Annotated in this window: 10 protein-coding genes; 6 read left to right on the top strand and 4 right to left on the bottom strand. The window is 69.7% G+C overall.

The features are described 5' to 3' along the window. Positions 1 to 18: 18 nt before the first annotated feature. Positions 19 to 2,166, bottom strand: coding sequence for an RICIN domain-containing protein (locus ACFVWD_RS34190; RefSeq protein ID WP_389601791.1), 2,148 nt, complete (start codon positions 2,164 to 2,166; stop codon positions 19 to 21). Positions 2,167 to 2,302: 136 nt separating this feature from the next. Next, on the bottom strand, positions 2,303 to 3,691 hold the full coding sequence (locus ACFVWD_RS34185) for a ricin-type beta-trefoil lectin domain protein (RefSeq protein WP_389601766.1): 1,389 nt from the start codon (positions 3,689 to 3,691) through the stop codon (positions 2,303 to 2,305). A 301-nt stretch (positions 3,692 to 3,992) separates the two neighbouring features. Between ACFVWD_RS34185 and ACFVWD_RS34180 the strand changes: the two genes are divergently transcribed. Beyond that, a complete protein-coding gene (locus ACFVWD_RS34180) occupies positions 3,993 to 4,649 on the top strand; it encodes a TMEM175 family protein (RefSeq protein WP_389601764.1) in 657 nt (218 codons plus the stop codon). A 27-nt stretch (positions 4,650 to 4,676) separates the two neighbouring features. Here the strand turns inward: ACFVWD_RS34180 and ACFVWD_RS34175 are convergent, their stop codons facing one another. Beyond that, positions 4,677 to 6,413 carry a cholesterol oxidase substrate-binding domain-containing protein gene (locus tag ACFVWD_RS34175; protein WP_389601763.1) on the bottom strand — a complete coding sequence of 579 codons (1,737 nt, stop codon included), beginning with the start codon at positions 6,411 to 6,413 and terminating at the stop codon, positions 4,677 to 4,679. A 160-nt stretch (positions 6,414 to 6,573) separates the two neighbouring features. Here ACFVWD_RS34175 and ACFVWD_RS34170 point away from each other — a divergent pair, with 160 nt between their 5' ends. From ACFVWD_RS34170 to ACFVWD_RS34160, 3 genes are all read left to right on the top strand, one after another. Then, positions 6,574 to 7,557: an aldo/keto reductase gene (locus tag ACFVWD_RS34170; RefSeq protein WP_389601762.1), complete on the top strand. Its 984-nt coding sequence runs from the start codon at positions 6,574 to 6,576 to the stop codon at positions 7,555 to 7,557. Between the two features lie 642 nt (positions 7,558 to 8,199). Then, positions 8,200 to 9,372, top strand: a complete 1,173-nt coding sequence (locus tag ACFVWD_RS34165) for an FAD-dependent oxidoreductase (protein ID WP_389601760.1) — start codon at positions 8,200 to 8,202, stop codon at positions 9,370 to 9,372. 217 nt (positions 9,373 to 9,589) lie between these two features. After that, on the top strand, positions 9,590 to 12,031 hold the full coding sequence (locus ACFVWD_RS34160) for a GH92 family glycosyl hydrolase (protein ID WP_389601758.1): 2,442 nt from the start codon (positions 9,590 to 9,592) through the stop codon (positions 12,029 to 12,031). Positions 12,032 to 12,082: 51 nt separating this feature from the next. On the opposite strand, the gene ACFVWD_RS34155 is transcribed toward ACFVWD_RS34160, so the two are convergent. Further along, positions 12,083 to 13,111 carry a hypothetical protein gene (locus tag ACFVWD_RS34155; RefSeq protein WP_389601756.1) on the bottom strand — a complete coding sequence of 343 codons (1,029 nt, stop codon included), beginning with the start codon at positions 13,109 to 13,111 and terminating at the stop codon, positions 12,083 to 12,085. Positions 13,112 to 13,349: 238 nt separating this feature from the next. Between ACFVWD_RS34155 and tgmA the strand changes: the two genes are divergently transcribed. Continuing rightward, entirely contained in the window at positions 13,350 to 13,541 is a 192-nt protein-coding gene (gene tgmA, locus ACFVWD_RS34150) for a putative ATP-grasp-modified RiPP (RefSeq protein WP_060896220.1), read from the top strand. A 15-nt stretch (positions 13,542 to 13,556) separates the two neighbouring features. Continuing rightward, positions 13,557 to 14,501, top strand: a complete 945-nt coding sequence (gene tgmB, locus ACFVWD_RS34145; protein ID WP_389601754.1) for an ATP-grasp ribosomal peptide maturase — start codon at positions 13,557 to 13,559, stop codon at positions 14,499 to 14,501. The last annotated feature ends 13 nt before the right edge of the window (positions 14,502 to 14,514 follow it).

Here is a 14,514-nt window from a genome sequence, read left to right as displayed (position 1 = left end):
CGATCCTTTCCGTGCGGTTTACGGGTAGTTGGTGAGGTAGGCGACGTTGGTGCTGGAGTTGGACGGTCCTCCGGTGCTGTTGATGATGTGGCTGATCGTGCCGACACCGCCCAGCGAGACGGTCACCATGTCGTGGAACTTGACCCCGGACACGCTCGGCACCTCGAAGGCATGATCGGCGACCACGCTCGAGTTGGCGCTGAAGTAGCAGTAGCTGCCCAATCCCCACGCTTCGTGGGTGGTCACGGAGGAGGCGACCTTGTAGGCGGGATAGCCCTTTCCGGTGCCGTTCATCCAGGAGGCCTGGTTCGGCGGGTCGTAGGGCATCTCGTTCTGGAAGAAGTACGTTCTGCCGCCGTTTCCGTTCCAGGTGACCTGGGTCTTCTGGTAGTGCTCGACGAACAGGCCGTACGCGGTCACGTTGTTGCCGTTGACGGTCAGGCCGTTGTCCGCCGTGTTGGTCGTCCAGCCGACCGTGCCGGAGTTGCCGTGGTCGGCCCGCCAGATCCAGGTGTGGTCGATGATCGTGTTGGCGCTGTTGATCACCAGCGAGTTGGTCGCCTTGCCGACGGTGGCGCCGCCGATCCGGATGAAGACGTCGGACAGCTGCGTCGGGTCGGAAGCGTGGGTGGCGGACGAACCGGCCGGGCCGATCTGCATCAGCGTGGGGGAGTTGGTGGTGCCCGCGTCGATCAGCAGGCCCGCCAGTTGGATGCCGTCCACGTCGGCGGTGGTGACGGCGGTGATCCCGCCGTCCGGCACGAACGTGGCCAGGCCCATGCCCAGCACCACCGTGTCGGGGCGCGTGATGTCGATCGTCTGGTTGAGGTGGTAGACGCCCGGAGTGACCAGCAGGTTCTTGCCCGCCGCGAGGGCCGTGTTCATGTCGGCCGCGGTGGCGCCGGGCTTGACGATGTAGAACTGGTCGATCGGCAGGGACTTGCCCGCCGGGGTCTTCCCGCTCCACGTGGTGCCGACGGCGTTGGACTGCAGCCCGGGCACGAACACCTGATAGGCGCCCGCGCTGTCGACGTACAGGAACGGCTTCTCGCGGATCGTCGGTGAGCTGGCGACGTTGGTGTACGTCGGGAAGGACTGGGCGGGCGCGCCCTGGTCGCCGACGAAGACCATGTTCCAGTTGGAGCCGGACCAACTGCCCATCTGCGAGTTGCGGGTGAGGAACTGCTGCTGGGTGCCGGACTGGATCTGCCCGTCGACCTTGGTGTCGGAGATGAAACCGCCGCTGGACCAACCGCCGTCGTCCAGCGCGAGGTTGCCGCGCACATGCATGCGCCGGTACGGAGCGGCCTGCGAGACGGCCCAACGGTCCGTGCCACCGGTCGGGTTGACCGACAGGTTCTCGGCATCGCGCCAGAAGTTCTGGGTGGCGTTGCCCTGGAACCAGTCGGCCTCCGCGTGCACGGCGCCGTTGATGGTCACATCGTCCGGCGAGAAGCCCAGGCCGGCGACCTGCGTGTAGAAGCCCACGTTGGCGTTCGCGCTGTAGGTGCCGGGCTTGAACAGCAGGGCCTGGCGGGCCGAGCCGAACTGGTTGGTCTCCTGCTGGGAGAAGACCGAGTCCAGCTTGGACTGGATGCCGGCCGCCGACATCGACGGGTCGAACACCGTCACGTTGGGACCGAAGTCCGGAGTGCCCGGCGGGTTCGTCGTGCCGCCGCCCAGAGTGAAGGACTGCGCGGCGGTGCCGTTGCAGGCGTACTGCGCGAGCTGCACGCTGTCCGCGGTGGAGGCGCTGGGGACGTCCAGGCACTTCCCGCTGTTGCGGTTGACGAAGTGGTAGGCGCCGTCGGACTCGGCGACGGGCAGCCACTGCTGGTTGTTGCCGCTGGAGTACGTCCACAGCTGGACCGGCGCGGAGTCCGCGGTGGAGACGTCGGTGACGTCCCACGCCTTTGTGGCGTCCAAGTTGCTGTTCACCCGGTAGTAGCCGCCGCTGGTGGCCACCAACTGCCAGTTCTGGGCAGTGCTGCCGTTGCACGCGTACTGCTGGACGGCGGTGCCGTCGGCACTCGCGGCCGAGCGGGCGTCGACGCACTTGCCGCTGCCCTTGTTGACCACGGTGGTGTAGCCGGTGGGTAGGGCGGCGGCCGCCGCGCTCGCCGAGTCCTGCGAGGCGAACTCGATGCCGGACACGGTGGTCGCCACGAGGGCGACCACGGTCAGCACTCGCGGTATCCGGTGGCGACCGGACAGTCGCTTCCCTCTGAGTACGGATCTGGGCACGGAGCTGGACACGGATTTCTCCTGTGGTGATGGGGCGTGGAAGGGGGAAGCGCGTCCGTCAGCCGGTGTACTTGGCGAAGATGCTGGTGAACTGCCAGGCGTTCTGGGCCACACCCGAGCAGGTGTCGTCGTTCGGGTAGGTGCCCGGGCAGGGACGGTCACGGTTGGCCGACCAGAACGTCAGCCGCGCGAGGTGGTGCTGCTGCGCGTAGCCGAGGATGGTCTGGAAGTCGGCTGTGGTGACGGTCTCGTTGTTGTCGGTGATGCCGTTCATGGAGGAGATGCCCATGTCCCGGTACGCCTGGTCGTCGCTGTAGTTGTACGCGTTCTTCAGCGCGGTCTTGAGACCCTCCGCGGCCCGCTGGGTGAGCGTGCCCATGTTCTGGCCCGCGCCGCCGAAGTCGAACGGCATGATCGTCCAGGCGTCCACGGTCAGTCCGGACGCCGCGGCCCGGTTGATCAGGCCGGTGTCGGGGCCGCTCTGACCGGTGCCGATCGTGACGTACACCTTGATGCCCGGGTTGTTGGCCTTGACGGTCTTGAGCGCGTCCACGGTGCGCTGCTGGACCGTCGTGTTGCTGTAGGCGTCGGCCTCGATGTCGATGTCGATCGCCTTGAGCCCGTACGCGTTGATGACCTTCTGGTACGCGCCGGCCAGTTCCCCGGCGCTGGAGCAGGAGCTCTCCAGCTTGTTGCCGCTGTAGCCGCCGAAGGAGGGGACGACGTCGCCGCCGGCCGAGCGCACGGTGTTGATGGTCTGCTGGTCGACGCCGCCGGTCAGCCCGCGGCCGCCGTCCCACTGCGGATTGCAGTAGCCGTTGCTGAGGACGAAGGCCAGCGTGAACCACTTGACGCCGGTGGCGTTCATGACGGTGGTGGGGCTCGGCGGGTTGCCCCAGCCGTTGTAGAGGTAGGGGGCGACGGCCATCGGCGCGGAGGGGGGCGTTCCTCCGCCGTCGGCGGCGGGCGCGGTCCACTTCTGGTTGGCGGCGCCGGTGCAGGTCCAGATCTGGATCGGCGTGCCGTTGGCCGAGGTGTTGCCGGTGACGTCGGCACACTTGTTCGCCTGCGGATTGACGAGGTCACGGGCGGCGGAGACCGTCCACTTCTGGTTGGCGCCGCCCGAACAGTCCCACAGCTGGAGCTTGGCCCCGTCCGCGGTCGAGTTGCCGGTGACGTCAAGACACTTGCCGAGGGCCCGTACGGTCCCGTCGGAGCCGACGGTCCACTGCTGGGCGGCGGTGCCGTTGCAGTCGTAGAGCTGAACGGCCGTGCCGTTCGCGGAGTTCGCGCCGGCCACGTCGAGGCACTTGCCCGCGAGTCCGGTGATGGTCCCGGTGGCGGCGGAGGCGGGGGAGACGCTCAGGGCGCCGGCGGAGAGAGCGAACACCGCCGTGGTCAGAGTGGCGCGCAGCGCGGTGGAGCGCGCGAGGGATTGTCTTGCCATCAGAGGGTCACAGCCCTTCGGGGAGGCTGACAGTGGGGGGCGTTCATGTCCGTGAATGTTGAGTGCATTCATGGAGCTGTAGTGATCGGTGAACCTAAAGGTCTGAACCAAGCTCGTCAAGAGATGAAGCAAAGCGGGCATTGAATTGACCTGGGTTCACAAGGAGTTGAACGCATCGACCATCCGTGGGAGGCCCAACAGGTTGCGATGCGGAGGGCTTTGAGGTGGGCGCCTGTACTCTGACCGCTCGTCGTCCCCGTACACGCCAACAGGCGTTCCTCACACCCCTGGTGCCCTCCTGATGACCAACCGTGTCCCGCGCCTTCCCCGCCGCGACGCCATGATGGATCCCGATCGACTCGTCACCTTCGGCGACGCGGTGATCGCGATCGCCATCACGCTGCTCGCGCTCGACATCACCGTTCCCGAGGGACTGGCCGACGGCGAGGTCGCAGCCGCGCTGAGGGACGCCCTGCCCAAGTTCGGGGCGTATCTGCTGAGCTTCGCCGTCATCGGCGCCCTGTGGCTGGGCCAGCACGCGCTCTTCCGGCAGATCGCCGCGCTCGACAACTGGCTGCTGCGCCTCTATCTCGCTCTGCTCGCCGTCGTGGCCGCGCTTCCGTTCCCCACGCGCCTCATCAGCGAGTACGGCGGCACCGCCGTGGCCACCTCGGTCTACGCGGCGACGATCGTCCTCGCCGTCGGGCTGCTCACAGCCATGTCCGCCCGCCTGTGGGCCAGTCCGACCCTTGCCAAGCCGACCGTGCCCCCCGCCCAGATCAGGCAGTCGGTTCTGAGGGGCCTCCTGACCGTCCTCGTCTTCGCCTCCTCGATTCCGGTGTCGCTCGCCTCGCCGACGGCCGCCAAGTACTGGTGGCTCCTCACGGTTCCGGCGCGCCTGCTGTTCCGCGAGACGCGCACGCCCGAACAGGAGCAACTGACCGCTGCCGCGGAGTGAGACCACCGCGCTTCGGAGGACCGGACATCAGGGGAAGAGCCGGTCGAGGACGGCAGTGCCGAACAGCCGGTGAGGATCGAGCCTGTCCAGGACGGCGGCCGCCTCGTCCCAGCCCGGGCCCGCACCGTCCCGGAAGGAGGCGGGCACCGTGGTGCCCAGCACCTCCTCGTCGGACCAGGCGGCCTCGTCCGTATAGCCCCAGCCCTTTGACCACTCGACGCGGGTGAGCGCGTACTCGCCGTCGTACGTCGTGAGCAGGAAGCGCTCCAACTCCCGGAAGAACGCCTCCGCGTCGGGCGTCCCGGGCAGTGTCAGCACGTCCAGCCAGACGGCCGTGTCCCATTCGGGGTGGTCGGCGCGGGGTCGCAGCGCGGACAGCAGTGGCGCGCGGGCGCCCGCCGAGTCGGCGTCGGACGGGTGGTCGAGGCCGGTCACCCGGATTTCCACCTGACCGTTGACGGGGTAGCGGCCCCGGGCGGCGTAGGCGGCGAGCCGCTCGCGGAAGAAGGCCGTGAACTCGGCGACGACGCGCTGCACCTCGGCACGCGAGGTGAGCACCGCGTACCCGTTGGCGGTCACCCGCAGTGTGGTGGGCCTGATGTAGAGCAGCGTGTTCTTCGACGGTCCCCAGATGTCCGCCGACAGGGTGGCGGTCAGTCCCACGGCCGCCGCGGTGAACTGCGCGCTGCCCAGGAGCGGGGCCAGATACCAGGCCGCGTCGGCCATCATGCGCCCGGCGAGATCGGCGACGACGGTGGGGATGTTGTCCGAGAAGGGGTAGTTGTACGGCGACCCCACGCGGCGCGAGGCCGGCGGCCGGGTGGGGGCGACACTCCAGACCTTCAGCCAGGGGTGCTCGGTGAACGCGAACCAGATCGCCTCCGCACGCCCCGACTCGTCCAGGAAGCTCGCGAAGGTGCGTCCGCCCTTGGGGCCGCCCGGCGCCGCGAAGAGTTCGGCGGCGGGGATGTCGGTACGGCTGACGCAGCGCAGATGGGTGTTCGCGCCCACGCGCAACGTCACCTCGGTGACCAGGGCGCGGCCGAGATGCGCGAGGAGCGCCGCACCGTCGGGGTCGTCCCTCCCGTACGTCCGCAGAACGTAGGCGTCACTGCCCGCGTCCCACACCACCGCCGTGAGGGACAGGACGAGATTGCTGAGCGAGCCGTAGGTGTGCCCGGGCAGTCTGCTCTCGCCGTGGGCCGCAACGGCCGTGCCGTGGGCGTCGATGGCCAGGGCGCCGCCGAGCGTCAGGTCGCCGGGCGCGGGCGTCGCCGTGAGGCCGAGGCCATGGTCCTCCAGATGCCCGAGCAGAGCTTCCAGCGTGACGCCGGCACCGGCTCGTACGACGGCGGGGGCGGTGGACTCCAGGGACAGACCGGTGAGATGCCGGGCGGTGTCGACGAGCAGCACGGGAGCGCCCGCCTCGGTCCCCGAGGCGATCGTCAGCGGCGACCAGCCGTGGGAACTGCCCCGGGCGCGCACCGACCAGCCCTGCTTCCAGGCCCAGTTGACCACGGCGACCACCTGGTCCTGGTCGGTCGGAGCGCAGGCCCACAGCCCCGTGGCGGTGATCTCGCCGACCCAGTTGCGGTACGCCGAGCGGTAGACGTCGACGCCCTCGGGGAAACCGGGAAGCTCCTCCGCCGCGGCGGCACGGTCCGGCAGCGCGAGTGGCAGCAGCGCGGTGAGCGAGGCCGCGCTCAGCAGGAACCCCCGACGGGTCCAGGGGGTGCGTCCTTCACTTTCTAAATGGTCGGTCACCTGGTTCACGGTAGGTGACGGTTGACACGCATCACCTGTCCGTCAAAAGGCTTCACCCGTGCGAGTGAATGACGCGCTGTTGCATCCGCCTGGGGGGCGCGGGCGGGCGTGAGCGGGGCGGGCGTCCTGCGCGAGCGGGTGGAGATGTCAGACTGACGGCATGGACGAGCGTGAATTCGGCAGGTCAGGCCAGAAGGCATCGGTCATCGGTCTCGGTACGTGGCAGCTCGGCGCCGACTGGGGCGACGTGAGCGCTGCGGACGCCGAGGCGGTGCTGGAGACGGCGGCGGAGTCGGGGGTGACGTTCTTCGACACCGCGGACGTGTACGGCGACGGGCGCAGTGAGCAGGCGATCGCGTCCTTCCTCAGTGCCCGCCCCGACCTGCACGTGATGGTGGCGACCAAGATGGGCCGCCGGGTCGAGCAGATTCCGCAGAACTACGTCCTCGACAACTTCCGCGCGTGGAACGACCGTTCCCGGCGCAACCTCGGCGTCGACCGCATCGACCTGGTGCAGCTGCACTGCCCGCCGACCCCCGTCTACTCGTCGGACGAGGTGTTCGACGCGCTGGACACGCTGGTCGAGGAGGAGCGGATCGCCGCGTACGGGGTGAGTGTCGAGACCTGTGACGAGGCGCTGACCGCGATCGCCCGGCCGAACGTGGCGAGCGTGCAGATCATCCTGAACCCGTTCCGCATGAAGCCCCTGCGGCAGGTCCTGCCGGCGGCGCGGGAGGCGGGCGTCGCGATCATCGCCCGCGTTCCGCTGGCCTCCGGACTGCTCTCGGGCAAGTACACGAAGGACACGGTGTTCGCGGCGGACGACCACCGGACGTACAACCGTCACGGGGAGTCCTTCGACCAGGGCGAGACCTTCTCCGGCGTCGACTTCGTGACCGGCGTGGAGGCTGCGGCCGAGTTCTCCGCGCTCGCCCCTGAGGGCGTCACCCCGGCGCAGCTGGCGCTGCGCTGGATCATCCAGCAGCCCGGAGTGACCACGGTGATCCCGGGCGCCCGCTCGCCCGAACAGGCCCACGCCAACGCGACCGCCGCGAAGCTGTCGGCGCTGTCGGCGGAGACGCTGGACGCGATCGAGGAACTCTACGACCGACGGATCAAGGAGCAGGTGGAGGGCCGCTGGTAGCACCCCTCCGGGGGCCGGCAGCGCGACGGGTGCCGTCGGTGGCCCCGGCTCGTCGGGTCGGTGGCCCGGCTCGTCGGGCCGGCCTCGGGGGAGTACCGTCCTCGGCCTCGGCTTTCCGGGAGGCCGGAGGGGCGTCGGGCGGTCGCGCTCTCTCCCTGGGTCCTGTTGGCCTCTGCGTGGGCGGAGTCCGGGGCGCGGCTCCCACCGGATCGGGCCCGCGTGAGCCTGGTCCGTAGCCCTCGGCCGCCCGCGCCCACCTCGGTGGCGTGCGGGCGGCAACAGTGAGCAGTGACCGCCTTTCCCCCGGACACCGCGGGACTGCGGTCGGCTGCGAAGGCCGCCGCGCGACGCCGCCGGCCACAAAGCCTCAGGCCCGGCTGCCCGAATCTGATCCCCGGCGGGGCGCCCGCCGCCTGGCCTCCCATGCGGCTGCCTGTCGCCGGTTCTCCAGCGGGCCGGTCTGCCCTCCCGGTCTGCCCTCCGGGCGACAGCCGCGCCTACCCGCTCAGCCCTCCCGCACGCAGAACACCCAGGCCCTAACGGAACGAACATGCTCGCAAAGTACTTGTTCGCAACGAACATGTTCGCTACCTTCGAGGGGTGACAGCGGCCCGCGTCACCCCTTCCGAAGGAGCGACTACCTTGTCCACTCACCACCCCATCGCCGTCGTCGGCGCCGGTCTCGGCGGCCTCACCCTCGCCCGCGTACTGCACCTGAACGGCATCGAGTCCGCCGTCTTCGATCTCGACGCCTCACCCACCGCCCGCACGCAGGGCGGCATGCTGGACATACACGAGGACTCCGGTCAGGCCGCCCTGCGGGCCGCCGGTCTCCACGACGAGTTCCGGGCGGTCATCCACCGCGGCGGTGAGGCCATGCGCATCCTCGACCAGACGACCACCGTCCGGATGGCAGAAGACGGCGAGGGCGGCACACGGCCCGAGGTGGACCGGGGAGTACTGCGGGACCTCCTCCTCGGCTCCCTGCCCGACGGCACCGTCCGCTGGGGCGCCAAAGTCATCGGCGTACGAACGCTCGAGGACAGCCGCCACGAGGTGACGTTCGGCGACGGGCGGACGATCACCGCCGATCTGCTGATCGGTGCCGACGGCGCGTGGTCGAAGGTGCGGCCGCTCGTCTCGGACGCCACCCCTGCCTACCTCGACCTCTCCTTCGTCGAGGCGCACCTCCTCGACGCCGACATCCGGCACCCGGAGAGCGCCGCCGTCGTGGGCAACGGCATGATGTTCGCGCTCGCCGAGGGTCACGGATTTCTCGCCCACCGCACCCCCGACGGCTCGCTGCACGTCTACGCCGCGCTGCGCACGCCCGCCGACTGGGCCACGTCCGGCCCCATCGACTTCACAGACGCCGAAGCGGCCAAGGCGAGTCTCCTGGAGCACTTCGACGGTTGGGACGAGCGGCTGCGGGCGCTGATCGCCGACGCGGACGGGGCGCTCGTCGCCCGCCCGGTCCACGCCCTGCCGGTCGGGCACCGCTGGGACCGTGTTTTGGGCGTCACCCTGCTCGGAGACGCCGCGCACCTGATGTCTCCGTTCGCCGGCGAGGGCGCCAACCTCGCCATGCTCGACGGTGCCGAACTCGCGACGGCCATCGCCGCCCACCCGGACGACATCGAGAAGGCCCTGACCACGTACGAGCAGTCACTCTTCCCGCGCAGCGAGGCCGCGGCGGCCGCATCGGCGCAGAACCTCGACCTCTGCTTCGCCCCGCACGCACCCCAGCCGCTCGTCGACCAGATGGCCTTCTACCGTGCGGCGGCCGAGACGGCGATGGCGAACGCGAACGACTGAGACCCCCCTGCGGGCCCCACACGCCCGAGCTCCGCATCCCCGTCCCGCCCACACCCTTCACCACCCCGTAACCAGCAGTCCGCACACGCCACTTCCGGCTCTCCCGGCCGCCTTCTATCCTCGCGCCCGGACCGGTGCCCGAGGCGGCCAGTCGTCGGGGACAGCCCGGTCCGACCCGTCATCGCACCTCCTCGTCCCACGGAAGGTGACACCACGTATGCGCCCCCAATGGCTGCGCACAGCAAGACGGTTCGGCAGTCGCACCGCGAGCAGGTCCGCCGCCGCGGTCGTGACCACCGCGGTCGTCCTCGCCCTTCCCGCCCCGGTGGACGCGGCCGGCCTCCCGCCCCAGCGGCCGGTCTCCGCCGTGGACCCGCTGATCGGATCGGCGAACGGCGGCAACACCTACCCCGGCGCCACCCTCCCGTACGGGATGATCGCCTGGTCCCCGACCAGCACCACAGGCGATCAGACCAGCACGGGGGCCGCCAACGGCTACCAGTACGACACCACCCGCATCCGGGGTCTGAGCCTCACCCACGTCAACGGCGCCGGCTGCAACCCGGGCGCCGCCGGGGACGTACCGATCATGCCGTTCGTCGGTGACGTGACGTCGTCGCCCTCGGCGGACACCAAGGACGCGGTCTACGCCGCCGACTTCACGCACGCCGAGGAGAAGGCCGTACCCGGGCGATACACCCTCGGTCTCAAGACGGGTGCCACCGCCGACCTGGCCGTCAGTGAGCGTGCCGGAGTCGCCGACTTCGGTTTCCCGAGCGACCGTCCCGCCAACCTGCTCTTCCGCGTCTCCAACTCCCTCAACGGCAGTGAGGACGCGCACGTCGACATCGACGCCGCGCACCGCAAGGTGACCGGCTGGGTCCTCACCGGTGCTTTCTGCGGACGCCGCGCCAACGGCGGCACGAACAACCGCAAGAGCTACTACAAGCTGTACTTCAGCGCCTCCTTCGACCGTGCCTTCTCCGACTTCGGCACGTGGAAGGACGGCGCGCTGTCGCCGGGTTCGACCGCCGCTTCGGGAGGCGAGGGGTACGCCACCGGGGCAGCCCGCGCGGGCCGCGGTTCCGGCGGATACGTCGGATTCGACACCAGCTCTGACAACGATGTCCACATGCGCATCGGGATCTCGTACGTCAGTCTCGGCGGCGCCGAGGCCAACCTCCGCGGAGAGATCCCGTCGCACGCGAGCGTCGCCCAGGTGGCCGACGCGGGTGCCCGCGCCTGGGACCGCGAACTGAGCACCGTACGCGTCGGGGGCGGCACCTCCGCCCAGCGCACCACCTTCTACACCGCGCTCTACCACGCGCTGATGCAACCCGACCTGATCAGCGACGCCGACGGCCGGTACTACGGCATGGACGGCGCGGTGCACCGCCTCGCCCGCGGCCAGCGCGCGCAGTACAGCAACTTCTCGGGCTGGGACCAGTACCGCGCCCAGATACAACTGCTCGCCCTGCTGAAACCGAGGATCGCGGGCGACTTCGCCCAGTCCCTCTACAACTTCGCGCAGCAGAACAACGGCGTCTGGGACCGCTGGGTGCACATCAGCGGCGCCACCCACGTCATGACCGGCGATCCCTCGGCGGCCACCCTGGCCACCTTCTACGCCATGGGCGTCCGCAACTTCGACTACGAAGGCGCCTTCGACTCGCTCGTCCGGCAGGCCACCGTGCCGAACGCCGACGGCCTCTCGGACGCGGGCTGCCCCGGACAGTGCGTGGGCCAACGCCCCAATCTCGCACAGTACTTGAACTCGCACTACGCCGCGCAGGACGTCTGCCACTGCTGGGGTGGTGCCGCCGAGACCCTGGAGGACGCCGTCGCCGACTCCGCGCTCGCGCGGTGGGCGAAGCTGCTCGGCCGTGACCAGGAGGCCGCCGTGTTCGCCGAGCGCGGCGCCTACTGGCGCAATGTCTTCAACCCCGCCGCCACCGCCGACGCAGGCTACATCCAGGCCCGCAGGCTCGACGGCTCCTGGGTGGGCCCGTTCAACCCGGGCAGCGACCTCGGCTTCGCTCAGGGCACCAGCGCCACGTACACCTGGATGGTGCCGCAGGACGTCCAGGGTCTGGCGGCCGCGATGGGCGGCGGGGAGCAGGCCGTCGCCCGCCTCGACGGGTTCTTCCACACGGCGGACGGCTCCTGGTCGGTGCGCGGCGGCGACCCGCTGCGCTACGACCCGACCAACGAACCCGGCATCCACGCACCCTGGCTGTACAACGCCCTCGGACAGCCCTGGAAGACGCAGGCGACGGTACGGCAGATCCTCAACACCGTGTACGGCACCGGTCCTTCGGGGCTGCCCGGGAACGACGACCTGGGCACCATGTCCGCCTGGTACGTCTTCTCCGCCCTCGGTCTGTATCCCCAGACCCCGGGCAGCGCCTCGATGCTGCTGGGCGCCCCGCTCTTCCCGAGCGCGGTCGTGGACCGTCCGGGCAACACCGATCTCACCATCGGCGCGCCCGGCGCGGACGCCGCACACCCCTACATCGACGCCGTACGCGTCAACGGGCGCCCCACGCAACGCTCCTGGACGGATGCCGGCCTGACGACGAAGGGCGGCAGGATCGCCTTCCGGCTCGCCGAACAGCCCAACACCCAGTGGGCGACCGACCCGGCAGGTCTTCCCCGGTGAAACCGGTGGTCTCCCGGGAACGGCCTGTTCCCGGGAGACCACCGGCACGGCTCACTGGCGGGGAGCAGCGCTCCGAAGTGCCGTGATGCAAGAGCCGATCGCCTGCTGGAGCTCCTCCAGGCGCTGCACCATGTCGTCCTCGTAGATGTCGTCGGCGTCGTCGAAGGTCAGTTCCTCGAAGACCTTCGTGGCCTTCTGCAGGCTGCTGTAGAACTTCGTGCGGCGCTCCTGGACGCGCAGTTCGGGGTCCGCCTCGACGGTCTCGACGACGAGGTTCTTCATGGTGTCGTACGCCTCGGTCGCCCACTCGCCGGTGTCTTCGCCCTCGTCCAGCTCGTCGAGGAGGGAGAGGTGGCGCTCGGCCTCGGAGCGCAGTTCGGCCGGGGCGTCGAGGGTCTGTCCGGCCGGTGTCCTGATCTGGCCCTTCTCCGCGATCTGGCGGACATAACCGATCCGGTCGGCCGCCCTGGTCTCGGTGGCGACCGCCTTTTTGAGCTCGTCGGTGCGGGCGATGTCACGGGCCAGCTCGGCCTGCAACGCCGGGTCCTCCTTCACCCGGTCGAGGAGCGCGGCCCGGGCCGCCTGAGCCGTGGAGGGGTCGGCGAGGATCGCCGCCCGCAGCGCGGTGGGGTTCTCGGCGACCTCCAGGGCCTTGGTGGGGCGGATGCCCTCGGCCGCGGCGGCCTCGGTGATGGCGCTGCCGCGCTCGGAGGAGGCGCTGGAGCGGGACACGTAGTACGTCTGCCACGCCTCGGCGTCCGGCAGCTCGATGTCCTGGCCCGGGACGAGGACTTCGAAGTGCGGGACGAGACCGTCGTCGGCGGCCCTGTCCCAGGCCTTGTAATAGCGCATCACCCGTTCGGGGGAACATCCGGCCAGCTCGGCGAACTCCTTCGCGGACACCTTCGGCGTCTCGTCGGCGGACTGCCCACCGGGGCGCACGCTGCGCGCCACCTTCAGGGCGAAGGTCCAGCCGCCGGTTCGCGCATATGCCCCGAAGTCGCGTGCGTCACACGAGATGGGGTCCAACACGCCCTGGATCGGGGCGGATTGGGCACTCGGATCGAGAACTACGGTCACCGGGAACTCTCCTGGGTGAGACGGCGTCTAGATTACAGAGAATGAAGCCTTGGCCGAAGCTTTCGGCCTGGGTCAAGCAGACAACCAAGCACACACACGTGCAATACGGAAACTAGTAAGCCTGAATCGACGCGATGTGATGCCCTTCACCCCGATGTGGCGGAAAGTGATGAATTCCTTACGGGCGTGACACGTAGGGAAGGGTGCAGAACATTGTGAGATGGCGGGAGGATCCTTCGTGCGACCGTTCACCCTCAACTACGCCTTGCCCACAGGGCATTCGGCCGCAATACCCCCGTACCACTTCGACGTGTCCCTGCAACTGAACGTGCTGCCGGACGGCCGTCCGGCCGTCAGTGACCACGCTCTCCTCATGGCCACCGGCACGACCACCTCGACCGCCGGTTCCCAGACGCACTTCGACGACTGACGGCCCCTCACTCACATGACGGTACTCATTCTCACGGCGGAGCAGGACGTCACTGCCGACATGGTCGTGGCCAGGCTGCACGAACAGGGCGTGCCCATGGTGCGCCTGGACCCGGCCGACCTGCCGGGCAAGGCGGTGCTGTCCGCGGACTACGCGCATGGCGACTTCGACGGCTACCTCTCGGTCAACGGCCATGTACTCAGCATGGCCGGTCTGCGTTCCGTGTGGGTACGCCGTCCGGGTGAACCCGCGGCGCACGCGGCGGAGCCCTCGCCGTGGCTCACCGCCGAGACCAAGCAGGCCCTGTTCGGCATGCTCTACTCCGCCTCCACCCGCTGGATGAACCACCCGCGCCGGGCCGAGCAGGCCCGGCACAAACCCTGGCAGCTGCGGGTCGCCCACAGCAGTGGTTTCGCGGTCCCACCGACCGTGATCACCACCGCTCCCCGGGTGGCCCAGCAGTTCGTGGAGGAGTACCGGCAAGTGGTGGTGAAGTCCGCCTCGGGGCCGCCGCCCGGCGAACCCCCGGTGGCCCTGCCGACCACGCTGATCGGCCCCGACGCGGACTTCTCCGGCGTCGCGGCCGGTCCCGCGCTGCTTCAGCAGTACATCCCCAAGCGGGCCGACATCCGGCTCACCTGCATCGGCAACCAACTGTTCGCCGCACGGAAGGTCGCCGAGGCCGGGCAGGTCGACGGGCGCTTCGGCGACACCGGACACGGCTGGGAGCCCACACCGGTGCCCGGCCGCATCTCCCGCTCGGTCCAGGAGTACACCGCGTTCACCGGACTCGCGTACGCCGCCTTCGACTTCGCCGAGGACGAGGACGGCGTCTGGTGGTTCCTGGAAGGCAACCAGGGCGGGCAGTTCGGCTTCATCGAACTCGAAACCGGGCAGCCCATCTCGGAGGCGGTCGCCCTGTGGCTCTCCCAGCGAAGACCGGCCGCCAAGGGCCATTGACGCGCGTCGACCT

This window comes from Streptomyces sp. NPDC058086, from assembly GCF_042885015.1.
Taxonomy (GTDB): domain Bacteria; phylum Actinomycetota; class Actinomycetes; order Streptomycetales; family Streptomycetaceae; genus Streptomyces.
Note: the sequence above shows the minus strand (reverse complement) of the source record. Positions and strands in the feature narration are given on the sequence as shown.

Excerpts from the sequence above, each read along its gene's own strand:
- ACFVWD_RS34185 (WP_389601766.1), bottom strand. The coding sequence starts at position 3,691 with ATGGCAAGACAATCCCTCGCGCGCTCCACCGCGCTGCGCGCCACTCTG.
- ACFVWD_RS34180 (WP_389601764.1), top strand. The coding sequence starts at position 3,993 with ATGACCAACCGTGTCCCGCGCCTTCCCCGCCGCGACGCCATGATGGAT.
- ACFVWD_RS34170 (WP_389601762.1), top strand. The coding sequence starts at position 6,574 with ATGGACGAGCGTGAATTCGGCAGGTCAGGCCAGAAGGCATCGGTCATC.
- ACFVWD_RS34160 (WP_389601758.1), top strand. The coding sequence starts at position 9,590 with ATGCGCCCCCAATGGCTGCGCACAGCAAGACGGTTCGGCAGTCGCACC.
- tgmB (WP_389601754.1), top strand. The coding sequence starts at position 13,557 with ATGACGGTACTCATTCTCACGGCGGAGCAGGACGTCACTGCCGACATG.